Source organism: Pseudomonas sp. TNT3 (assembly GCF_010095445.2).
Lineage (GTDB): Bacteria > Pseudomonadota > Gammaproteobacteria > Pseudomonadales > Pseudomonadaceae > Aquipseudomonas.
In genome coordinates this window covers 144,904-168,495 of the sequence record NZ_WFGV02000001.1, presented here as the reverse complement: position 1 = coordinate 168,495, position 23,592 = coordinate 144,904, and the positions used below count along the sequence as shown (strand labels likewise).

Here is a 23,592-nt window from a genome sequence, read left to right as displayed (position 1 = left end):
ATGCGTTTATATCGAGTGCTCTGAAGTCCTCACAGCCACATCTTTGCTACGACCCACAGGCACCTCCGCCCCTGGAATCGATGCAACGTAAACGGTTCGTGATGGGAACGCAAAGCAGACACCTATCTCGTTAAATGCGTCCATTATTGCTAAATTTATGTCCTGCTGAATATCCATATAGATGTTGTAACTTGGGTCTAGCACGATGTATACGACCTCAAATTCTAAGGCGCTCTCCCCAAAATTCCGAAAATGGCATCGGTCAAATCTGGCTCTTTCTTGCTGACTGATAATATGCTCGATTCGTTGTGTTACTTCCCTGGCCTGCAGCGCGGAGCAAGTATAAGTAAGCCCTATCTCAAAGACTATTCTACGCTCCAGAAGCCGTTTGTAATTCTGTATTGTACTCCCGATCATTTCCGCGTTCGCCATAACGATTTGTTCACCGCCTAGGCTACGAATCCGCGTTGTCTTCAATCCAACATGCTCGACAGTACCAGATAATGAGCCCACAACGATGAAGTCGCCTACCTCAAATGGTTTATCTACCGCAATTGACAACGAAGCGAAGACATCACCTAGAATATTCTGCATAGCCAAGGCTATAGCGATACCGCCTACGCCCAGACTAGCAACAAAAGCTGTGATATTTACGCCGACATTCGAAAGCATCGACAGAACTACAACGACCCACAGGAATACCTTCGCCCCCCACAGACTTAGGGTCGCCAAGGCGCTGCCCTGGAACGTTTCAGAGGCGCTGTGCCGTCTAAAATATTGAGCGAGCGCCAAAGCACAGGCGCGGTTCGCCCACAAGCCGATCTGCAAAGCAGCGACTACGAACCAAAGGCTGCTGACTCTTCCTAACCAGCGCTCGGGTAGGTCAAGTACGCCTACACCAACGAGTATCGATGCCAGCAGTAAGAGTGTATTACTTGTACCTGAAAGCACTACGACCGCGATATTACTAACGGTGGCATTCGGTAGAGCTGATATTTTTCGAAGCTTCCTAAGGAAAAAACCAATCACAGTTCTTGCCAAGACGAAACTAATTGTCGCTAACAAAATAGCGAAAACCCAATTGGCTAACGAGATTCCCAGAAAATCGTAAGTCATAAAAAAATTTAATGTTTCTTGAAACATTCTGACCTCCTTTTTTCAAGGTTTAACCCGCCAACGCGTGCTTGGCGGGTTATGGAAAGATTACGGGATACTTGCTGCCCTCAATAGTTAACTAGCGGGGCTCAGACATCAGTCCCTTCACAAGAGACACGCAGCCCAGAGCCAGCACAAGAGCGAAAGGCAGACCCGTAGATACCGCCATAGCTTGTAGTGCTACGAGACCTCCGCCCAACAACAGTGCAATGGCAATCACTCCTTCTATGACGGCCCAAAATACACGCTGTGGAACAGGCGCATCGACCTTACCCCCTGCGGTAATCGTATCGATGACTAAGGAGCCGGAGTCTGAGGAAGTGATAAAAAAGACGATGACCAGAACAATGCCCAAGAACGAAGATATTTCTTTTAGTGGCAGTTCTCCCAGCATGGCGAACAGTTTCAACTCCAGGACAGCATCCTTAACGCCAACCAAGTTTTGCACAGTAGCTTGGTCGATGGCAGTGCCACCAAACGTCGTCATCCATAATACGGACACCACGGTAGGAACTAACAAAACAGAGATTAAGAACTCCCTGACCGTTCGTCCACGGCTGACCCGCGCAATAAACATCCCCACAAATGGAGACCAACTGATCCACCATGCCCAATAAAATGCAGTCCAGCCCTGAGTGAATTCCGTGTCAGTGCGTCCGAAAGGATTGGAAAGCGCCGGTAAATATTCAGCGTAGGTCACCAGATTTTTAAAGAATCCAGTGAAGATTGCCAAGGTGGGCCCAACAACAATGATGAACACCAGCAGCAGCAGCGCTAGGCCCATATTGATCTGTGACAGCATCTTGACGCCCTTATCTAAGCCAGCAAGAACTGACCAAAGGGCAATCATGGTGATACCAACGATCAGCACTACTTTGCTTAGATTTGTCGACTCAATACCGAAGAGATATTCAATCCCTGCTGCTGCCTGCTCAGCTCCTATCCCCAGCGATGTCGCCAGTCCGAACAATGTGGCGAATACCGCCAGGATATCTATCAAGTGCCCTGGCCAACCCCAGACGCGCTCGCCTAGCAATGGATAGAAGATCGACCGTATAGAGAGCGGTAAGCCCTTGTTGTAAGAAAACAGGGCTAGGGACAGAGCGACAATCGCGTAAATCGCCCAAGGGTGGAGTCCCCAGTGAAAGATAGTGGCGGCCATTGCCAAGTCGGCTGATGCCTTGGCGTCACCCGCTGCACCTCCTAACGGTGCCCAGTCGGTGCGGGCACCACTTGCATCGACGGTCACACCTCCCATGGACGCTTGATAATGAGACATGGGTTCGGCTACGCCATAGAACATTAGGCCAATGCCCATTCCTGCAGCGAAAAGCATCGAGAACCAGCCCACGTAGCTATGGTCTGGTTTGGCATCCCTACCGCCCAATCGAACCTTCCCCAGCGGCGAGAAAATTAGCCCGATGCAAAGCAAGACAAATATGTTTGCAATGCTCATGAACAGCCAGGCGAGATTGCCCGTCAGCCAGTTTCGGATGGTACTGAACAGCGGTTCTACTTCATTCTGGAGTGCCAGCGTCATAATGACGAACAACAAGATAGTGGCAGCAGAGATGACGAACACTTTGCCATGGATATCAAGGGAAAATGAAAACTCACCTTTGATATTGTCCTGTCCGATCACGTAGTCGGTATCAATCAGATTGGCGGCCCCGCTAGGAGCAGGAATGCCATCCTCACTGCTTGTATGAGGTTTTTCTGGTAGATCATCCCCAGGTGTTCGGCCCATGAGAGCCTCCTTGATGGTGGCACGTTATGACGTGCTGTGGTCGTAAGCCCCGCTGTTCCTATGTAAAAACGAGATGTTTGCATCCCTATCCTAACAAGCTTTTTAACTATCTGGCGAAAGCTGGTCTCACTTTGGGTTGCGGTAGGGCGTGTGTCAGCTGTATGCCGGACGCGAGAACGTGTCGTTTAGAGGATTGGCGCCAACGAGATGACTGAATGGCTTGGTAGACGTCTCCTCTGTATTACACCCCTTGAATTCAAAAAATCGCGATGGAGTTCTTATATTTGAAAACAAAAAAGCATAGATCTACCTGGCCATTTTTCCGGAGGTTGGCTGGTTAGAGAAATCAGATCGATTGATTCTACCTCTCCCTTTGCCTCTTCTTTGTCTCTGCTTACAAATTTTGAAAGTCTGACCAACTCAGGAAAGGTATTAGACCGCCCGCCTGCCCGTAAGTCATGAAAACCCTCGCTTCTTCGCGACGAAGGTCGCGGCTAGCTTTTGCGTTTTCTTTCAAAGGTCTTTGAATGCCCTCGAAAAATTGGGAAACCTATGAGTAGGAGGCGAATACGAGGACGATTTCAAGCAGCCTGGATAGGCTCAAAAACTCGTGAGATGGAGCATTCGAAGCGCCTAGACGTCAATCCCTCGGTGTTCCTCATCGGAAACTGGCGACGGACACTTGTTGTGGTGGCCCATACCCGCTAATAGTTATGGCGTGATTCCAGAGGGCATGAAAATGAATACGAGATTCGTTGTAATTCCTGCGATCCCTATCGAAACGGGATCTGTGCGCAACGGAACACGCTTCTACTGCGGAACGGCGCCTATAGGTTTCAACATCTACGATAATGACGAGAAGTCGCGTTCCAAGGCTGTGTACCAGACGCGGTCAGAAGCTGAAGACGAATGCCAACGTCTCAACCTAGAGCTGGTAAACAGCGTCCTTGCTCTGCAACAATCCAAGCCAGTTCAACGAAATTAATACAAGCTTTCGAATGGAGTCCAAAGAACTCGATCTGGGGGCCCTTAGAGTGCCGCAGATGGGTGCCGCGCCATAGAATCCAGCTCGATAGACCTTATCGTGTCATCGTTCTAGCCAGAGAGTTCAGTTGATCCTTCTCATGCTGCAGCGCTAACGTGGTCTCCGTACGAGTGATCAGAAGATCCACGTGCCTGCTGCATGCACCTTTAAAAATCGCTGGGTTTATTTCAGCGAGACTGATGAGGGCTTTCAACAGGCGCACGTTAACTTCCAGCAAAGCTGCACCGTCCCTGCTGATCGGGGCAAAAAAATCATCGAACAGATCATCAACCGTCAATCCTCGGAGAAAGACCTGTTTACAGCCTTGATCCGTTTGCGAGCTAAGGACGTGAGGCTTGCTCCAGCAAGTTAAAGTCCTCACTCCCCGGCCAATGACATCGATGGCTGTCCCAGGATCATTCACCGCAGGCGACAAGGCGCGAGAAGCGATTTCCGAGAGCACGCAAAGTCCGAAGCGTGGATCATTTTCAAAGGTTCGACGTACGCCGATAGTCAGAGTCGATAGAACCTTCTCTATTGCAGCATCGCCCTCACCGGCCATCGTGTTGGCCAAGTTCACAATTTGGAGGAGTGGCATTCCCTCGTGCACAAATGTCCCTGGAAGCACCTCCAGATAAATCTGTATTTGATCTTCCTGCGTGATAGCTCCAAGTGCGCTCACATCAATATGTTGCACATAGCCTGTTAGCTCACTTTTGACTGTGATTGCGCCAGGAGGTAGCGAAAGGTCGGTCGGGTAAGCTGAACCGCCTAAGTAGGGCCACTGAACTCGTTGAGTGATTGCCTCTATCGCAGCCTTCTCGACGCGGTCGATGGTTTCCCCAACCCTTCCGAGCTTTGACAGGTGATCAATCCAGCGCAGGAGGGTGTAAACGATCAGGATGACCACAATTATCGTTACTGCGAAAAGCAACACTCGACCTTGCGTGCCATAAGCACCCGTGCTCAACGCGATGATCCCCACTAGGCTAAACAGGAATGAGCCTATAAACGTGGCAAGGGCATTTTGGGTCGTGGTGTCTTCCATTACCAAGGTGGTGGCGCGCGGTGTCACTCCGCTGCTCGCGGCCCCATAAGCGGTGACCATCGTGCTCAACGAGAAGGTTGTGACGGCCAGCATGCTGGAGGCAATGATCCCCAGAATTTTGTCTACTGCATCTGCGCCGATGCGCGCAGGCAATGACTCCGGAATGAAGTCTTTGAATACAACAGCGAGCAGTGCCGTAGCTACCCCTAGAAGGGAGAATAGAGAGGCTCTGAACCAGAGCCGTTTGGTGAGTTGATTCGTTACCCAACGCCAACGAGCAATCATGTGCAATCCTTCAGTGACTACGTCAGTTGAGCCGCGAACAGGGCTGCAATTTGAAACGGATTTTACATCCTTGCTAGAGATGAAGCATCTCACAGGTAACCGCAGAAACTGGCGAAGGCTAGCACGCCCAACACCACGCTGAAATGTTGCGAGCACGTAGCCCGAACTCACAGTGGCCATACATGCTTCCAGAGGACACGCTGGAGCAGCCATCCTGGTAGAATACGTAGAGCTGATTACCGCCCCCTTCGAGATGTTCTATGAACTCTGAATTAACTGAAGAAGAAATGCGTCGTGCTCTATTCGGTACGCCTCAGCCCGAGGAGCAGATGTCTGCTCCTGTAGTAGAGGAGCCAGTGGAAGAAGTTGTGCTCGCGAAATCGGTGGTCGCTCCAGCAGCCAAGAAGAAAACGGCAAAAGCATTCACGCCCAGGCTGAGGGTCACGTTACGCGTTGGAAACGAGTTTGAGGGGGAAATGGTCGAGTTGATTCACGAGGCTGATACGTTGAGCTCGTTGCTTGCCGAGCAGGAGGCTGTGAAGGCTGCCCGGAAGAAGTACAAGTACGTGGCAGTGTTATCGGTTAAATCGATGTAGAAAATGTAGCTGGGCTCATGAGTTATCACGTCGTTTGCTTAGGAAGATAGTTTATATCTCACGAGCAAGCACCCTCTTCATTCTGTTCTCTATCTGAATCAACTCGGCGGCGTTGTCGACGAACAGCCCGTCACTTGTGGGTAAGTCTGGCAAACAAGCATAATTTTATTTTTGGGCTCAAAGCCTTGATCAATCATGCAGCGTTGCACTTCTGCAGTGCGCCCGATGCTGGCGACGTCCAGATTCGACCCAAGTGGTTTCGCATAGCCGCACGCATACATAACTGGCAGGGCTTCACTATCATTGGCTACCTTGAATTCGAAATGGAGTGATGCTCCCGCTTTACGCCATGAGACCTGCATACGTTCATCCCGACCAGAATTAGGCTTGATTGGGTGAAATGCTTCATCTTCTACAAACGGCAACGCTTCGAGCTGCGACAAACTGAGCGGATGGCCCTGCCTTTCTTCGACGCAGGCTGGCATATTCTCCATTAGTTCACAGTATTCAAAGCCGTCTTTACGGGTAAACCGAGGCGCTGCATACACTGAAAGTGAATTATCTCTTCGTTTATTGGGAAATGGTTTTGTGGCCCTGCCACAGGGTCGCCACATTCTGCCATTGCGGCTCTAACACCATCTACAGAGGTCGAAGTACGTTGCCATCGGGTGAACTCCGGCGATGGGGGGCAGCCGGTGAGTAAAAGTACCGATGAGATCAGGACTGGGATGGTAATAATCTGAGATTTTCTGAACATATTTTGTCCTTAATTTATGTCAGACCACCCAAATGGTGTCAAAATCTTAGGGGCATCGCCCACTCTTAACTCTCCAAGGTGCGATATCTCTTCATACGGTACATTTCACTATCCGAGTGAGAGAGCAGTGTATCGGCATCCTTTCCGTGCTCGGGATAATATGCAACGCCGATACTGCACAATGGCATCTTGAGTGTGCCGAATTCAGGAGCCAGTGGCTCAGACATGACTTTGTGAATCTGATCCAGCTTTTTGGAAACCGCTTCCCTCGACTGTACTTCTGTCAGCAGCACCGTGAATTCATCGCCGCCAATCCGAGCCACGGTGTCTGTCTCACGCACACAGCTTTTGAGGCGTTGGGCAATAATGCACAGAACACGATCTCCCGCTGCGTGACCATGGACATCATTGATACTCTTGAAGTCATTTATATCCAAAAATAGCAAAGCTAGCTCATTACCGTGGCGCTGCGCAGTCTGCAGTGCCGATATCAGTCGATCACTAAAGAGCGAACGATTGGTTAATTTTGTCAGCGGATCATGATGAGCAAGGAAGCGTAATTCCTCCTCGGCTTTAGCTAAAGCTGTAACATTTCTAGCGACCCCAATCCTAGCACCAACCTCCTCCGACCAGAATGCAGCCCACAGGATGTAAACGACTGCCCCATCCTTGCGGATGTAACGGTTCCGGAAATCGAAATGAGGTTGACCATTCATCACCCGGGTAATCGAACCTCGCGTCGCATCCAAATCTTCAGGATGCATATAGCTGGTGATATTGGTGCCGATCAGTTCATCAGGGCGGTAGCCCAACAGGGCCTTACAGGCATCACTCACAAAAACAATGTGGTCGTTTTCATCAACCACAAATACAGTATCCAGCATTAGGTGGATCAGTTTGGGGTAGAGAGCTAGTAGATCGATGGCCATAAGTCATGTGGGATCTGAGTCGTAGAGCGCGATCATATCCCGATTTATAGGGTGGATTGCGAGGAATCTTGTAGGCATAAGGTAGCTCAGGGCATGAGCACAGTGCGCACTGCAGGCATGCGATTTAATTAGTCTGTAACGTGCTTTTTGCCGAGTAACACTGCTGAGTTACAAGGGAAAAGCGACGTTACGGGCGGCCTGCGCAAATCCTTAAAGCAAGCGGAGCGCGCCGGCCCGCGATGGGCCAAAGGCTTGAGGATGGACGCCCGCAGGGCCAAAACCTGGCGCAGCTGGGTTTGGTTCACGACAGCCATACCCCGAAGGGGACAAGCCCAAAGTGAATTTATTAAATCGCCGTTGTCGGTAGTCCGGCTACGTATGCCAAGGACATGTTTGCTGCGTGGTGCCCCATTCTCTCGCTCGTTAGGCGCATCAAGTCTGCATATCTATCCGTGGTTTTGCGGACGCCATGGGGAGTGAGCATACTCAAATCGATAGGCATCGGTGTTTCGGGTATTTTGCATGCTCAAGCCTTCTACCAGCCGGTGGTCAGAGCACTGGGAATGACTTTAATGATGAGCATTGAAGCTGAACCCTCGCGCTCGAATCCTCGAAGGGTGGGATTCGGCTCTGGAGGAAAGCATTCGTTCGGCTGCATCACGTGTCCGCCCCCAGCCAAGGAGCGCACATCGCCTTGATCGCGACTAGCCTTGAGGCGGTCGATGCTTTCTATGTGGCTGGCATAGCTGCTGCCCATTTTCTCGATCAACCTGACAAGCGTGGTGCGGTCACCCGTTAAGACAACACCATGCTGTTGTGGGGAATTGGAAAAGTTTAAGTCACCCTAAAAAATGCGACCTTCTGAGTAAGGCGATCAGCAAGCTGCGCTAATTCCTGACTGGCCGTCTCAACTTCGCGAGAGCCAGTTGCCGATTGCACCGTTGAGCTATGGATGCGCGTGATATTTTGCGCAACGTCTTCGGCCACGGCGCTTTGCTGGACAGATGCGCTGGCGATTTGTGCATTCATGCTATTGATGGCCCCGACTTTCTGGCTAATTTTAGCTAGTGCCGTCTGGGCGTTGCGAGTTTTCGAAACGATGTGGTTTACCAGCTCGCAACTATTACGCATGGTTTGCGCAGCTGTTTCAGTACCGCTCTGCAGGGTGCCTATCATGTCTCGAATTTTCCGCGTTGTTGGCGCTGATTGAAAACTGACCCATCCTGCCGATTGAAAATTGACCCAGGACGGATTGCTGATTTCTGTCCCAGCAATTGTGGATAAGCTTAGCCGCCGTGTTCAGATTCAAGACGCCTCAAGCCCTACCGCATGTATGTATGCATGCAGCAGGGCATTTATGGTGCGGGTCAAAATGGCTCACCGTCCTCGACATCATCTCCGTCCTTGCGCTTTCGTTCCCGTGACTTGATCTTTGTCTGGGCCGCCGAGGTGCTGTGTTGCAGGCGGTAAGACTCGTTGCCTGTTTTAACGATATGGCAGTGGTGTGTCAGCCGATCCAGCAGAGCCGTAGTCATTTTGGCGTCGCCAAACACACTCGACCATTCCGAGAAGCTCAGGTTGGTGGTGATAACCACGCTGGTGTGTTCGTACAGTTTGGACAGCAGGTGAAATAACAGGGCACCGCCGCTTTGACTGAAGGCAAATACCCCAGCTCGTCCAGTATTACCAGGTCTTTGCGAAGCAGTGCCTGGGCGATTCGCCCTGCCTTGCCATCGTACTTCTCACGCTCCAGCAGATTCACCAGAACCACCGTAGAAAAGAAGCGCACGCGTTTGTTGTGGGCCGTGATTCCGGATACCGCCAAGGCACTGGCCAGGTGTGTTTTCCCGGTTCCAGGGCCGCCGATGAACACGACTGTCTTTATAAAGACTCCTGGTACTACACAACATTAAGCCGCCGCTCCGACTTTTAACCTAATGGGCAAAGACGGGTCGAATAGGGAGGTCTTTGGACGTAACTATGCTATCTGGAGTTAACATCTATGATCGGTATCGTTACTCCTGCCGATAACGAAGAAAACCATATCACCGTCTGTCTTTCATCTGTTTTGTTCGCTGCTGAGCATCCTGTTCTGGCAAACCAGCCAGTCGCGATAATCGTCGTCCTAGATCATTGCTCCATCAGACCTATCAGATTGTTTCAGCTCTCGGTGTCAACAGCCTTGAGGTCGCTTTTCACAGCGTGGGCAAGACGAGAGCTAACGGTGCAGTGAAGTTGTCTAATGAAGCCGAACGCCCATTTAGGCGAGAGTGCTCGCCAGATCGAGGTGTCAGATGACCAAACAACGCCGTACCTTTTCCGCCGAATTCAAAAGCAAGGTTGCCGACCTCGTGCTCATGCAAAACTACAGCTACTTCGAAGCGAGTCGCTCACTTGGTATCGGCTAGTCGACGCTGCGTCGCTGGGTGGATCATGTTCAGCAGGAGCGCGAAGGCGTTACCCCATAGAGCAAAGCGCTGACACCGGAACGACAAAAGATCCAGCAGCTGAGCGCCCGAATCGCCCGCGTTGAACGGGAGAGGTCGATATTAAAAAGGATGCCGCGCTCTTGATGTCGGAAGATCACGAGCGTACGCGCTGATCAATCAGCTGAGCGTCCGTGAGCCGGTTGAATGGCTATGCAGGGTGTTTGAAATCAACCGCTCAGGTTACTCCGACCATAGTCTCAGACGTCGGACTTCTGATGTTGAACGGCTTCGGTTATCCGCTGTGGCATCCCCCGACTGGTCGAAGAGCTACTTCAAAAGATTATGGTTAACTTCGTATATCGAACAAACGAGCAGTAGATGTAATGCTACGCGGCGCGCATGCCTCCGGGTTCACGCCCCGCGCAACCAAACCTAGTGCCAGTTGTGTGGCAGCAATTGATCGATTTCAGTAGGCCGCAGCGTCGGCAGCCGTGTCAGCACATCTATGAAATAGGCATACGGATCATGCCCATTCATGCGTGTTTAGATATCCAGGCAAATTTTTCCGAAATGCTGGTTGGTTTCCTGATACTTGAACGCTTCGACAATCTCGCTCAAAGGGAAATGACGATCAATAATCGGGCGCATGCCATTAGTATTGATGGCTCGGATCATGTCTTGCTGCTGGCTGCGGCTACCCACCAATACACCCTGCAGACGCACTTGCTTGATCAGTGCCGGTACAAAATTCATTGCACCGCTTACGCCACTCAATATCCCGATGACGGAAATGTGACCAGCAACCCGAATTGCAATCATCGATTGCTCTAGCGTCGCAGGGCCGCCGACTTCGATGATGTGGTCAACACCACGGCCACCTGTTAGAGCGCGTGCAGTTTCGCCCCAGTTAAGGTCTTTGCGGTAATTGATTACATGATCAGCACCTAGCGCTTTCAGACGTTCAAGTTTTTCGTCGCTTGAAGAGGTGCCAATGACGGTAGCACCGGCCATTTTAGCGAACTGCAGGGCGAAAATTGAAACGCCACCAGTGCCTTGAACTAACACGGTGTCGCCCGGCTTGAGGGAGTCATCAGCCATCAGGGCGCGCCATGCAGTAACGCCGGCGGTGGTAAGCGTTGACGCTTCAGCATGGCTGTAGCCAATAGGCGCGAGGGTGAACGATGTGGCTTTGGCCGTCACTTGCTCACGAGCGTAGCCGTCAATGCCATCACCTGGCACGCTGACAAAGCCTTCAACCAGGGGCGCACCGTTGATCCACTCTGGGAAGAAGGTGCTGACGACCGAATCACCCACCTTGAATTCAGTGACATCTGGGCCGATAGCAATGACTTCACCCGCACCATCGGCCATGGGGATTCGTTTTTCGCTAGGGCCCCACATGCCGCTGACCACCGCGAAGTCGTGGTAATTAAGCGAGTTGGCGTGAAGGCGTACGGTGATTTCACCACACGCTGCGGCTCGGACTTCGCTGCTGCCAACCACAACATTTTCATAGCCGCCACCGGGTTCGACGAAGATAGTTTTGCTGCTCATAGGGGGTTCCTTATGTTTTCTAATTACGCGAAATAACGAAATGAAAATTTAAAAAATTACAATTCGATGACCAGCCTAGCCGCAAAGTCATCAATCGCCTGCTCATTTCGCCGGTAGTAAGTCCACTTTCCGATGCGGGTGGTTAGCACGAAGCCTGCACGTTGCAAGATAGCTAAATGTGCAGACGTGGTAGAAGGTGAAAGCCCGGCCTTGTGCTGCAAATGGGTTACGCACACTCCTGTCGCAGGATCGCCGTGATCCTGAGGTGGGAAATTACTGAGTGGGTCTTTGAGCCACTCCATCATTTGCATGCGAGTGTCATTGCCCAAGGCTTTAAGCTGTTCGAGTATCATGGTTGGGGATGTTACGCTTTTTTACGAAATGTTCAATAAGTAATCTATTACCCCTTCGCAAGGGTTTGAAAGCAAAGAGGCTATGCGTCGACACACGAAGCCGCGCCGCCATATCAGCGACAGGCAGCTTCTTTTCGGTCACTTGATTGACCGCTTGGATTTTGAATTCTTCGGGGTAACGAGGGTACTCATGGCACCTCCTTATTGGCCACAGGTTAAGGCAAAGAGGTGTCTGCGAAACCCGGGGCGATTCAGAGTGAGTTTTCCTTGAGTTACTGAATTGAGACCCTCATCCGTCAACCAGTAGCCTCGCAACGGAAGCCCTGAAGCTTGCGGGGTTGGGCTCAACCCATTGGTTACAGCGCAAACCTGAACAATACCGAATCGAAAATTCGTTTTGTGTCGATCGATACAAAACATGTGTTATGGTCGGTAACAAACCCGCAGAGCGTATTCAGTCAATGGCCCGCCCTCGTACATTCGATGAATCAATGGTTCTAACCGCCGCAGTCGAGGCATTCTGGACGCATGGATATGAGGGGACTTCTACCCGCGATCTCGTCAAGGCCACAGGCCTAAACCAGCCAAGCCTGTACAACGCCTTTGGCGATAAACGCAGTCTTTATCGTCGTTCCCTTGATCACTATCTGAAATGCAGCGTGCGTGAGCGAATTCAGCGTCTTGAAGGCTTGCCTCATTCTGGAATGGCCATCACCAGGTTTTTTGCAGAACTGGTAGATCGGACGCTGAACGATCCCCTTCATCGCGGATGCCTGCTGGTGAATTCGGCCATCGAGGCGAGAGCAGATGACGCAGACTTGCGTCAGGCAGTGGTAGATGAGCTCCAGACAATTCGAAGTTTTTTTGAAGGCCGGCTGGTTGCCTTCACCACGCAACGCGACGTTGCTGGGGAAGTCGATGCAACGGCGGGCGCCAATCACCTCCTTAGCGTATTGCTAGGCGTTCGAGTGTTGGCGCGAATTAATCCTGATCCTGCGTGTGTCACAGACGCTATTGGTATTGCACTCAAAAGTCTTGGGCTTCCGCCCCTGGCACTTTGCGACATTCACTGACCGCCACTACACGGAGTCAACATGATCAAGTTCTACTATCACCCGTCACCCAACCCCGCAAAAGTTGCGCTTTTCCTCGAGGAAGCAGGTCTTGCGTACGAACTCATCCCTGTCGATACCCGCAAGGGAGAGCAGCACGATCCGGCGTTTCTCAAGATCAACCCAAACGCCAAGACACCGGCTTTGGTTGACGGCGACACCGTAGTGTTCGACAGCAACGCCATACTGCTTTACCTGGCGGAAAAGAGCGGAAAATTCCTACCCGCTGACAATCTGAAAGCCCGTGGAGAAATGTATTCCTGGCTCATGCTCGTCGCGACTGGCATCGGCCCGTACTCTGGTCAGGCAGTGCATTTCAAACACTTCGCTCCCGACCCCAAAGATTACGCCGTTACCCGTTACACCTTTGAAGCCTGGCGTCACTGGACGATCATCAACGACCGCCTGGCAAACATGCCTCACATGTTAGGAAATGAGTACACGCTGGTGGATATGGCGGTGTGGGGCTGGGCGCGAGCAATACCTTTCATCCTGGGTGACGAAGCTTGGGGGAAACTTCCAAACGTCAAACGGCTCCTTGATGAAATCAATGCGCGACCGGCAGCCCAGCGAGCTGAAGCACTGAAGACCCAACACAGTTACAAGACCGAAATGGATGCTGACGCCCGTAAAGCGATGTTCCCTCAGATTATTCAGTAGAGGTGCAAGATCATGATCGACCTGCATTACTGGACTACCCCTAACGGGCACAAAATTTCCATATTCCTTGAAGAGTCGGGCCTGCCTTATCGGATCGTGCCGGTGAACATTGGGAAAGGGGAGCAATTCACGCCTTCATTTTTAAAAATTGCTCCCAATAATCGTATTCCAGCCATTGTCGATCATGAGCCACTGGACGGTGGTCAGCCGTTGTCAGTCTTCGAGTCGGGCGCCATTTTGTTGTACCTGGCAGATAAAACTCATCAGTTCATTCCTGGTGATCTACGAGGGCGCAACGAAACCCTGCAGTGGTTGTTCTGGCAAATGGGTGGGTTGGGGCCGATGGCGGGGCAGAACCATCACTTCGTACAATACGCTCCGGAGCCAATCCCTTATGCGCAGGAGCGCTACATTAATGAGACGGCTCGGCTGTATGGCGTGTTGAACAAGCACTTGGCTGATGGTCGCGGCTACATTGCGGGTGATTACAGTATTGCCGACATGGCCTGTTACCCGTGGATTGTGCCCCACGTCCGGCAGCAGCAAGAGCTTGCCGACTTCCCTCATTTGGCTCGCTGGTTTGAGCGAGTAGGTGATCGACCAGCCACGAAGCGGGCTTATGCTCTTGCAGAGCAAATCAACACCGCACCGGTAGTCGACGAGAAAACCCGAAAGCTGCTGTTCAATCAGGATGCGAGCACCGTCCGATAAACAGATGCACCGCATGCTGTAATGGCGTGCGGCCCGTCCCATCATGTTTCTTCAGGCTCCTGGGTAAGCGCCGTTATATTAGAGAGCTAGAGTCCAGTTTTGAGCAGATTCGTCGTATTTGCATAAATGGTTTCGCTGGTGATCAATTGCCCACTTAGAACCAGAGGTAGGCGTCAAGCTGCGATTGACCATGCCCATACGCTCTGCTCATGCTGACCCTACTTCAGGATCCAACAATGATATGCATGCCGGGCGGTGTCGAATACTCGCACGCCGAAGGCCCATTGCGCCGCTGACCGCTGAAGGGGTCTGTATATAGAAATTATTATTAGCGCAATAACTCTTAGTCAAAGGGTTTGCTTCGGGTGGCGGCTTAGGTCGTATAATTGCTTCCAGCCTAGGGGCGCTTTATTGCTGCCCATAAAATTGAGTGCTTCCTGCGCGGAACTGGATGTGAAGTGTTTAGTTTTCCCTTTCTAAATCATTCGTGCCTGACGAGGCAAATGTCGATAACATATATCTTGATGGAGATGTGCGTCTTGTGTTGTTGGAGATGTTCGTTAGATATCTTTTAGACTTCGACTCGATTTCTACCATTGTGTTTGGCCTTGTAAAGCATCTCGTCCGCGATTTTCAGCACCCCGTTGATATCTCCGGTGTCACGGTTCCAGCATGCAACACCTAGAGAGATAGTGATGTGGCCTACTATTTCGAATTTCATTAGCTCGACTTCTTTTCGGAGGCGTTTAGCAAACTCTTCAGCAGGTTTTGAACTTAGACTGGGTAACAATATTAAAAACTCCTCACCGCCCACTCGACAGACTATGTCATCATCACGCGAAAGCATTTTTAGTTTGTCTGCTAGATTGGATAGGACTTTGTCGCCGGCGTCATGGCCGTAAGTGTCATTGACGGATTTGAAGTGATCGATATCCAAAGACACTATGGCGAAATTTTCGTTTTCTGATTGCATGATGTCTAAGGCCATGTCTAGTCCGCGTCGATTATGAAGACCAGTTAATGGATCACTTTTGACATCCAAAAGCAGTTTGTTTATCTTGTAATGAACTCTCTTAAAACTGGACAGCAGTGCTCGTTTTATTTCATTGGATTCAAAATACCAAGAGCGAATTTTCTGTATGCGATCTGCGGTAGTGGGTCGATCCATGTGCTGAGCACTGTCGGCAAGTTCCCGTAATGGTAATGTTATTTTTTTAGTGAACCACCATATTAATAATAGGATTAAAAATGTTAAAGGTAACGTGTTAAGTAGAACGTTGATCATTAACCCATTGAGTGGCGCTAGAGTGGCTTGAGTCGGTCTCTGTGTGACGACTCCCCAGCCCGTACTCGATACTATGGCGTACCCGGCCAACATATCTATACCTGTGCTATTTATAAGCCGCATACGCCCGCTCTCACCGCGAGTTATCGCATCGATGGCTAGATTGTTAATAACATTTTTCCCCACTCTCTCAGGGTCTGGGTGATATAACAGATGTCTGTTGTGGTCGACTACATATAGGTAAGAGCCGTCGCGATAATAGTGTTCGCCAAGTAAATTGTTTAGGATGTTTTTTTGCTTGAGGTAGATGGTTCCGCCAATATAGCCAAGATATTGCCCTTTGTTGTCAATAACAGGGTTGGAAATAAAAATTAATAGGTTGCCTGCTGCCGAAATATAGGGTGAACTAATCAGCGGACGTCTTTTTTGTATGGACTCTCTAGCTCCTGGGGACTCAATGATTTTTCCAAAAATATTAAGGGTTTCTGGGGAGGTGGCCAATACCTTTCCATTCATATCAACAAATACGACGGAGTTGAAACTATCCGTCTGCAAACGCAGGCGATTAGCTTCCATTATCAATGCAGTTGGATTTGTGAAGTTTTTTGCAAGATCTATAGCGCTATAAGCCAGTTGCTGTTGCGCAGATTTTAAGAAGTCATCGATGCTGTCGGCTAATTTTTTGGAGTAGACCCGATTGCTTTCAAGAGTGTTGTCAATTAGCAGTTGATGCTGGACGCCATAGCTAGCATAAAACGTATTGGATTGGAAAGTCATCGCGCTGAGAAGGGCAAGAAGCAATATCAGGCGGCGTAAATTTATACGAAAAAAAGGTGCGGCGCTAAATATTGATCTCATTGTGCAAAGTCTACCTTTAGAAGGTGGATGACATATTACACCATATGTCTAGTTCTTTCTGTGTTTTTGTTTGCGGGGGGGCTGCCTTCACTCTGACGATATTGGGCTGAATATGCGTGACCTATGGGGGAAAGTCATAACCACAGCCTGACGCCAACACACCTGAAGCGAGCGCATACATTACTCCTGGCAAACCCATGTTAAGGCCATTCCCAAAAAAGTGACTGGAGCAAGTAATAGCAAAGATGGAAGACACCTTGCGAAATTCCCGATGTTTTCCGCAAGTGGATTCACAGTGGTCTTACCGAGTAGTGAATAGACGCCGCACGCCACACCGGAGATTGTCATTAGCACTGCGCTACCGAGGGGCGGAAAACTGGTGCTTGGCAGCAGCAAGAAAAGTACGCCGCAAGATGCCGTCACCATGCCAATTAGCACTATCTTACGAAAACGTTCACCTTTCATCCAGGAGACAATGAACATCGTGATTTGCACCGCGCCGAACAAAATCAATGTTCCCATACCTGCGCCCAATTGGACATAGCCAATGGAGAAAAGATAAGCGTATGTAAAGAGTGAGAAGCCTCCCTTCCAGCTTCCCCCGACAGTTACCCTAGGATTGCGTAATCTGATCAATAGCAGCACAAAGAGACCGCCGCTTAGCATTCGGATTACAGTAAATGACTCAGGGGGAAATTGTCCATCCACCAAAGCTTGACGGCAAAAAATTGAATTTGCTGCGACGGCCATCAAGCACAACATCACTTGAAGCACAAAACTTGAGCGGCAGATCCGATCACGAATAGCGTATGGATTTGTATTTATTACAAAAAACCTGATCAATAGAAGCGCAATATCCACGTCTCCGGCGAAATTTGAACTTTTAACTTTGACGGAATAAAATCATCGTCAGGTGTCAGATGTGCATTACTGGGTCGCCAATATATAGATTTTTGACCCAGTTTTTTTCAGTGAATTGCTAGGCTATGGGAAGGTTATTAGCACTTATCCAAGACCAGCCGATCCTCGTCTCGAAACGCGATCAACAGCAAGCTTCCTGCAAAGATGATAAGTGATGGGTAGAACAACGCATTGGATCCCTCAAAAATCCAACCCCATGGATCTATGACTGATTTCATCACGGCCAGAAGGGATGCTCCGTTGAACAGCACTTGTATGGGGTATACCCAACGGCGAGCGAAGCCAACAATGATCAGCAATCCAATGAGTATTTGAACTACTCCACCAAATTGCAGGATACTTTCAGTTCCTAAGCCCAAGTAATATTTGTTAGCCACGGCCATGCTGTGCGCTACATTAAAAACCTTATCCGCCCCCCAAATGACCAATAGCCAGCCAAGTGAAACCCTAAGTAATAGCAATGTCCAACTCTTCATTACAGCACCTCAATGTTCGCATGTGGAATTAGTTACTTTCTTCAACGCCATGATGTCATCATATGGTCGTTAGCTTGTTTATGAAGTTTTGATCAAGTCGATCTTTCCACCATCCAAATAAACGGCCCTCCGCAGTTATCCCCGCCCAGCTCATCAAGGCACCGCCCTTACCGTCTGCCAAAAGTGCCAATGCGTGGCGTTGAGGCACAAAATTGATCAGCTGTTGGCCTTCTAAAGCCGCAGCCAGATTTTTAGCGAGCAAAGGCCCCTGGCGCACCGCATAAACACCGTTACGCGGGCAATCAGGCAGGCTTGCACAATCACCCACGGCAAGAATGTGCTGATGGGATACGCTTTGAAGAGTTGGGTTGATCGCAACAAACCCACGTCCATCCTGAGCAAGCGTTCCCTCTTTCAACCAAGGCAGAGGCGCTGCTCCGGTGGCCAAAATGAGTCGTTTACCGCGCCAAACGATCTGCGATCCACAGAGCAATGCATCGCCATATACCGTGTCGACTGCGGAACCCTCGATGAGCTTTACATTAGCCCTCACGAGGCACCGAATTGCCCTAGCCCTCAGCCCTGACGGGTGCCCAGCAAGGATCTCTCCAGAGCTGATAAGTGTTAACTCTGAGACTTGAGGTGCAAGGGCAAGAGCGAGCTCAACCCCTGCGGCACCGCCACCCAGAATTGCCAAGGGCGTAGGTGATTTCCGCCAGGTACTCCAGGCGCAGACGAGCCCCTCGAAAGGCTTCACTGGAACCAGTTCCAGCTCGCGAAAATCTCCCGGCAGTGCCTCTGGTTTTGAGCCGACGTTTAGAGACAACCAGGTAGCCGAGTAAACACTCCCATCGGCAAGCCTCAACGAGTTCGAGTTTGGGTCGATGCCAACAATTCTCCCCTGAATCAGGTCAACCCCCGCGCTAGCACAGAGCGCAGGTAGAGGTACTCGACACTGCTCTGGCCGATACCTTCCAGCCAGTAAGCCCGGAAGCATTCCTGAGTACCAAGCCGATGTTCCATCGCTCACGAGCGCGATACGTCCGTGAGGCCGAAGAACAGTGAGCCACTCGCGCAGTACCCCCAAATGGGCATGGCCAGCTCCTGCAAGCAGGAGGTCAAATTCCGCGTTCAAGACGGTTTCTCGTCCGTCTTGAATTCAGATTCAATACGCTGGATGCCGCCCAGGCGCCATCGATGAAATTTTGAAAGCCAGCGCAGTGCGCCGATGGGGGCATGAGCACGCTTCCATTCTCCGGCAGCGTATTTGTTCGCTTCAGCCAACGTGGGATAAATATGGATCGTGCCGAGTATTTTGTTCATACCGTAGCCGTGTTTCATGGCAGCCACGTATTCAGTGATTAGATCACCTGCATGCTGACCTACGATTGTTGCGCCAAGGATCCGATCCTTGCCAGGCTCAGTCAGCACTTTGACGTAACCGTAGGCTGCGCCATCGGCGATAGCCCTATCTAGATCATCAATGCCAAAGCGGGTGACTTCGTAGGCAATGTCTTGGGATTTGGCTTCTTGCTCATTCAAGCCGACACGTGCCACCTCTGGATCAGTGAACGTCGCCCAAGGAATCACCCGGTAGTCGACTTTGAATTGCTTGAAGCCCCCAAACAGTCCATTCACTGCGGCATACCAGGCTTGGTGCGCTGAGGTGTGGGTGAATTGATAAGGCCCCGTGACGTCCCCTACAGCAAATATATTGGGGAAGCGTGTTGCCAAGTATTCATTCGTGTTCAGAGTGCCATTGCCTCGCACCTCCAGACCAAGTTCTTCAGCGCCGAAACCCTTTACATTAGCGACCCGGCCTAAGGCCAAAAGCACTTGATCGAAAAGTATTGTCACTTCGCTGTTGTCCGTGAGGTTTAGGCAAATCAGCTGCTGCTGGCCTTCAAGCACCTCAAAACGTATAGCCTTATGCTGCACCCTTATATCGACACCATCCGCCCTGAGGCTTGTCATTACGATGTCACTCGCATCGACATCTTCACGGATAAGTAGTCGCTCAACCATCTCGACTTGGGTCACAGCACTTCCAAGACGCTGGAATGCTTGTGCCAACTCACAACCGATGGGCCCACCTCCTAACACGAGCAATCGCTTTGGTTGTTCGCGCAATGCCCATATGTTGTCGGAGGTAAGAGGGGTGATGAGCTCAATACCTTCGATCTTGGGTATTAAAGGACGGGCGCCAGTCGCGATAATGATGGATCGAGTGCTAAGGGTTTTACCATTGACCTCGACAGTCCAGGGCGAGGTGATCCTCGCTTCTCCCTCAATGACTTCTACGCCCAGCCCTTCGTATCGTTTGACGGAATCATGCGGTTCGATTTCCGACACCACGCGCTGAATACGTTGCATGACCGCCGCAAAATCAACCTTGCCAGTAACCGACCTAAAACCTAGGCTTTCGGCTTTTTTAAGTTCGTGAGCAAATTTGGCAGATCGAATGAGTGCTTTTGAAGGCACACACCCCGTGTTCAGACAGTCGCCACCCATCTTGTGCTTTTCGATCAACGTAACCTTTGCTTTCACAGCCGCTGCTATGTACGACGATACCAGGCCACCGGAGCCTGCGCCAATAACCACCAAATTGCGATCAAATCGCTTGGGCTTCTTCCAGCCTGAATAGACTTTTCGAGTCTTGAACCATTCCAGAATTTTGCGAGACAACATCGGTAGCAAACCAAGCAACAGGAATGCACCGATGAGACTGGGTGATAGGATTCCACCTAACGAATTGAGTTGACCAAGCTCGCGACCAGCATTCACGTAAACCAGCGTGCCGGGCAGCATACCCAGCTGACTGACCCACCAGAATGTGCGCACAGGCAACTTGGTCAATCCCATCGCCAGGTTGATCAATACGAAGGGAAATACGGGTACCAGGCGCAAGGCGAATAAGTAGGTTGCCCCTTCGCGTTCAACCCCTTGGTTTATTCCCATCAGGCGTTTACTGAACTTGGCTTGCACCCAGTCGCGCAGCATGAAGCGACTGATCAGCATCGCCAATGTGGCCCCAAGCGTAGATGCAAAGGACACCAGGAGCGTACCGCCGAATAAGCCAAATAATGCACCGCCAAGCAGCGTCATCAGAGCCGCACCGGGTAGCGAAAGAGCTGTCACCAAAACGTATATAAAGAAATACGCCCCCCCAATAAGCCAAGGGTTGGCAGACACCTGTTCACTAAACGCTTCCTGCTGGGTTTTGAGGTTTGTCAGGTTGAGATATTGGCCAAGATCGAAGATAAAAAAAGAAGCGATCAGCGCAGCTATCACCACTAGAAGTATGAGCTTACGAAGGTTCATGAGAGTGGATCCTTTTGCGTAGAAACTGAACACTCCTGAAAGCCGCCCAGCAAGGCTGATGATGGAAGATCGTCAGTTCCGTTGAGCAAACGATCACGATAAGAAAGCGCTGCCGGGCTCTGTGAGGGCCATTGCCGGTCGAAGTCTTGGAGAAAGGCCACATGTTCGTAATCAAGCGAAATCGCTTCGACATAGAGCCCGAGTATTTGGGCGCGATATAGCGCCTGGGGATGTGGTGAGGAAGCTATCCGTGTGACAAGTCCTTTACGTTCTGCGCTGAAGTTTGGAATGCCGGCAGCACCGTTATTGATCACCGCCCCAGAGCCCCAGCTCAAGGCTGCGGGGGAGCAGGTGTGACTGGTGGCGAAAACATCGATTTTTCGTTTCGCCATCCAATCCGCTAATTCCTTTTGGCGATCAACAGATCTCAATGCCTCGCGTGAGCACTGCCAGCCGGCAAGTGAGCGCTCATCACCATGACTGATGGCGACTGTACGTCCAGCAATTTCGACCAGCGCATGGGCAGGACGCAACGCAACTGAAGCCCTCAACGAGGGAAGAGTAGCGAAGGTTTCACACAGCCGTTCATGGATAGAGTTAGACCAAGCGACCGTGAGTTCTGTTACCTCCTCAGGATAGGCGCACCCGCATCCCGTTCCGCTGTCTTCCACGCGGACTAACTCAGTCTCGACGTTACCGCGAAGAAGAACGTGAGGGGAAACGCGATCCTCGAGGCCCCAGAAGATTTCTGGATCACGATCAAACCAGTGCAAGTCGCCGTTGAACACAACACGAGCTTCTGGCTCATCTGCTAGCAACATTTCCAGCGCATCTAACGCATAAGTGTTTCCGTAAAGGCCGCCTACGACGTAGAGCGTTTTGCAGCCAAATTGCGCGGGGCCGTCGAATGCCGTGTGCGGCAATCTGTAGTCCAGAGGACAATCGCGCCCAGGTCGCATGAGCATTCTGTCAAGACTCATATTGCGACTCGCTTAGCTAGGTAGCCCGGGATCAAATAACCCAGTATGCATAGCGCCAATCCGTAAAGATTGGTACCCAACAGCAGGGCATATTTGCCATCACCAATAGCCCAGCTTTGAGGTATCCAACCCAACGTAAGGGCTATGCCCAAGGCAATGCCGCACCAGAAACTCAGGTGAAACCCCAACCGAGTCGGAGTCACCATTCCATGTAGAACGAATACGGGTGCGAGACCGATAACCATTGTGCCGCTCAAGGTTGTTGCTTTGAGAATGTCGGTTCCGGTGAGCATTGGAATGTTGCCCAAGACGGCGAATATCATCATCACAGACATGCCTACTCCGATTGCCTTCTTGCCTAGATCGTGACCAGCCAACAGTGGCAGCTCTCGACCCACTAGCTTGGCCAGGCTCGAAAAAGTGGAGTCGAGAGTGGAGCCTGCTGCGGAGACCATTACGACGGTCATCACCATCAGCGCGACTACCCCCATGGATTTCGCCAGTGCCGCTGGGACGTTATCGGAAACATTCATGCCGATGAGGGTGGTGTGTACGCCAATCAAACTGAACGCGAGAATGGCAACAAAACCCAGCAGGCCGGCAACGAAGAAAGACCTACGCATCGTCCGTTCTTCGCTGATGAAGCCACGATCCGTCAGGACGGGATCATGAAACGGGTAACTGAATATTTGGAGCCCTGCGACCAGTAATAAATCAACGCCTGAGCTCATCGCCCAATGACTGGTACTCATCAACTCCTTGGTGCTGTGCTGCGGTAAAACCAAGCCAAGCACCCAGACAAGGGCAATCAAGAAAATTCCTGCTTGGGCCGCATCGGTCATGATTGAACTGCGAAGTCCACCACGAAGGCTGTATGCCAACGTCACCACGGTGAACAACGAGGCGGCACCGATAAACTCAATGCTACCGGCAGCACCATAATAGCCACCGACCACGGCGGTATTGCTCCAGACCTCGTTAAAGAGCCTGATAAGAATGGCTGCGCTGAAAGCCAGTGCCGCAGATCGACCGTAATTGGTGGTCAGAAAGCTGACCAGTCCCGTCGCTCCAAAGCGTCGGCGCAGCCTGAATATGACTAAACCTGCCAGCGGGATCGAAAGCCAATAGGTGGCATAAGCCAAGCCACCAATCAATCCATAGCTTGCGCCCAAGTTGGCAGCGTTCGTCACCGACTTAGCGAAAATCCAGCTGATAAAAATACTTGATGTCACTAACCAGGGAGCCGCGCTACGACCTTGGGAATCTTCGCCATGGAAGAAGCCCCCCAGGGTTACAGCACGAGGTGACAATGCGTACATGATGAGACCGTAAATCAGTAAAAAACCCCAAAAAAACACACCTAGCAGGCTATTCGGCTCCATTGGTCTTTC

The 23,592-nt window shown here is 50.9% G+C and carries 18 protein-coding genes and 5 pseudogenes; 5 read left to right on the top strand and 18 right to left on the bottom strand.

Annotated features, from left to right (window positions below; translation table 11 throughout):
• Positions 1-6: 6 nt before the first annotated feature.
• From GBC55_RS00835 to GBC55_RS00825, 3 genes are all read right to left on the bottom strand, one after another.
• Positions 7-1,143 (bottom strand): mechanosensitive ion channel family protein, encoded by a 1,137-nt coding sequence (locus tag GBC55_RS00835; RefSeq protein ID WP_162436003.1) that lies wholly within the window; start codon positions 1,141-1,143, stop codon positions 7-9.
• Positions 1,144-1,234: 91 nt separating this feature from the next.
• Complete coding sequence (locus GBC55_RS00830; RefSeq protein ID WP_162436004.1) at positions 1,235-2,902, bottom strand: BCCT family transporter; 1,668 nt, start codon at positions 2,900-2,902, stop codon at positions 1,235-1,237.
• A 1,079-nt stretch (positions 2,903-3,981) separates the two neighbouring features.
• Positions 3,982-5,259: a DUF2254 domain-containing protein gene (locus tag GBC55_RS00825; RefSeq protein WP_162436005.1), complete on the bottom strand. Its 1,278-nt coding sequence runs from the start codon at positions 5,257-5,259 to the stop codon at positions 3,982-3,984.
• A gap of 260 nt (positions 5,260-5,519) precedes the next feature.
• Here GBC55_RS00825 and GBC55_RS00820 point away from each other — a divergent pair, with 260 nt between their 5' ends.
• Positions 5,520-5,855 (top strand): hypothetical protein, encoded by a 336-nt coding sequence (locus GBC55_RS00820; RefSeq protein ID WP_162436006.1) that lies wholly within the window; start codon positions 5,520-5,522, stop codon positions 5,853-5,855.
• Between the two features lie 98 nt (positions 5,856-5,953).
• Here GBC55_RS00820 and GBC55_RS00815 read toward each other — a convergent pair whose 3' ends face one another.
• The 4 genes and pseudogenes from GBC55_RS00815 to GBC55_RS00800 form a co-directional block, all read right to left on the bottom strand.
• On the bottom strand, positions 5,954-6,340 hold the full coding sequence (locus tag GBC55_RS00815; RefSeq protein ID WP_247266839.1) for a hypothetical protein: 387 nt from the start codon (positions 6,338-6,340) through the stop codon (positions 5,954-5,956).
• A gap of 337 nt (positions 6,341-6,677) precedes the next feature.
• A complete protein-coding gene (locus GBC55_RS00810) occupies positions 6,678-7,541 on the bottom strand; it encodes a sensor domain-containing diguanylate cyclase (protein ID WP_162436007.1) in 864 nt (287 codons plus the stop codon).
• Between the two features lie 834 nt (positions 7,542-8,375).
• Positions 8,376-8,759, bottom strand: a pseudogene (locus GBC55_RS00805) (methyl-accepting chemotaxis protein); the annotation flags it as partial.
• 149 nt (positions 8,760-8,908) lie between these two features.
• A pseudogene (locus GBC55_RS00800) lies at positions 8,909-9,417 on the bottom strand (ATP-binding protein); the annotation flags it as partial.
• Between the two features lie 418 nt (positions 9,418-9,835).
• Between GBC55_RS00800 and GBC55_RS00795 the strand changes: the two are divergent.
• Positions 9,836-10,265: pseudogene (locus GBC55_RS00795) on the top strand (transposase); the annotation flags it as partial.
• Positions 10,266-10,402: 137 nt separating this feature from the next.
• Here the strand turns inward: GBC55_RS00795 and GBC55_RS00790 are convergent.
• From GBC55_RS00790 to GBC55_RS00775, 4 genes and pseudogenes are all read right to left on the bottom strand, one after another.
• A pseudogene (locus tag GBC55_RS00790) lies at positions 10,403-10,510 on the bottom strand (transposase domain-containing protein); the annotation flags it as partial.
• Positions 10,511-10,513: 3 nt separating this feature from the next.
• Positions 10,514-11,524 carry an NAD(P)-dependent alcohol dehydrogenase gene (locus GBC55_RS00785; RefSeq protein WP_162436008.1) on the bottom strand — a complete coding sequence of 337 codons (1,011 nt, stop codon included), beginning with the start codon at positions 11,522-11,524 and terminating at the stop codon, positions 10,514-10,516.
• 56 nt (positions 11,525-11,580) lie between these two features.
• Positions 11,581-11,877 carry a metalloregulator ArsR/SmtB family transcription factor gene (locus tag GBC55_RS00780; RefSeq protein WP_162436009.1) on the bottom strand — a complete coding sequence of 99 codons (297 nt, stop codon included), beginning with the start codon at positions 11,875-11,877 and terminating at the stop codon, positions 11,581-11,583.
• 67 nt (positions 11,878-11,944) lie between these two features.
• Positions 11,945-12,082, bottom strand: a pseudogene (locus GBC55_RS00775) (transposase); the annotation flags it as partial.
• A 286-nt stretch (positions 12,083-12,368) separates the two neighbouring features.
• Here GBC55_RS00775 and GBC55_RS00770 point away from each other — a divergent pair.
• From GBC55_RS00770 to GBC55_RS00760, 3 genes are read left to right on the top strand one after another with little or no spacing between them, the layout of a single operon-like run.
• A complete protein-coding gene (locus tag GBC55_RS00770; RefSeq protein ID WP_247266838.1) occupies positions 12,369-12,950 on the top strand; it encodes a TetR/AcrR family transcriptional regulator in 582 nt (193 codons plus the stop codon).
• 21 nt (positions 12,951-12,971) lie between these two features.
• Positions 12,972-13,649, top strand: coding sequence for a glutathione S-transferase family protein (locus GBC55_RS00765; protein ID WP_162436011.1), 678 nt, complete (start codon positions 12,972-12,974; stop codon positions 13,647-13,649).
• 12 nt (positions 13,650-13,661) lie between these two features.
• Complete coding sequence (locus GBC55_RS00760) at positions 13,662-14,360, top strand: glutathione S-transferase N-terminal domain-containing protein (protein ID WP_162436012.1); 699 nt, start codon at positions 13,662-13,664, stop codon at positions 14,358-14,360.
• 571 nt (positions 14,361-14,931) lie between these two features.
• Here GBC55_RS00760 and GBC55_RS00755 read toward each other — a convergent pair.
• The 7 genes from GBC55_RS00755 to GBC55_RS00725 form a co-directional block, all read right to left on the bottom strand.
• Entirely contained in the window at positions 14,932-16,503 is a 1,572-nt protein-coding gene (locus GBC55_RS00755) for a sensor domain-containing diguanylate cyclase (protein WP_162436013.1), read from the bottom strand.
• 180 nt (positions 16,504-16,683) lie between these two features.
• Positions 16,684-17,253 (bottom strand): hypothetical protein, encoded by a 570-nt coding sequence (locus tag GBC55_RS00750; RefSeq protein WP_247266837.1) that lies wholly within the window; start codon positions 17,251-17,253, stop codon positions 16,684-16,686.
• A gap of 248 nt (positions 17,254-17,501) precedes the next feature.
• Positions 17,502-17,900: a DoxX family membrane protein gene (locus GBC55_RS00745; protein WP_162436014.1), complete on the bottom strand. Its 399-nt coding sequence runs from the start codon at positions 17,898-17,900 to the stop codon at positions 17,502-17,504.
• Positions 17,901-17,958: 58 nt separating this feature from the next.
• Positions 17,959-19,035: an FAD-dependent oxidoreductase gene (locus GBC55_RS00740; RefSeq protein WP_162436015.1), complete on the bottom strand. Its 1,077-nt coding sequence runs from the start codon at positions 19,033-19,035 to the stop codon at positions 17,959-17,961.
• Positions 19,032-21,221 (bottom strand): FAD-dependent oxidoreductase, encoded by a 2,190-nt coding sequence (locus GBC55_RS00735; protein WP_162436016.1) that lies wholly within the window; start codon positions 21,219-21,221, stop codon positions 19,032-19,034. Before GBC55_RS00735 ends, GBC55_RS00740 begins: the two co-directional genes overlap by 4 nt.
• Positions 21,218-22,201, bottom strand: coding sequence for a hypothetical protein (locus GBC55_RS00730; RefSeq protein WP_218576847.1), 984 nt, complete (start codon positions 22,199-22,201; stop codon positions 21,218-21,220). The genes GBC55_RS00735 and GBC55_RS00730 overlap by 4 nt, the downstream gene beginning before the upstream one ends.
• Positions 22,198-23,583 carry a sodium:solute symporter gene (locus GBC55_RS00725; RefSeq protein ID WP_162436017.1) on the bottom strand — a complete coding sequence of 462 codons (1,386 nt, stop codon included), beginning with the start codon at positions 23,581-23,583 and terminating at the stop codon, positions 22,198-22,200. The genes GBC55_RS00730 and GBC55_RS00725 overlap by 4 nt, the downstream gene beginning before the upstream one ends.
• Positions 23,584-23,592: the final 9 nt, after the last annotated feature.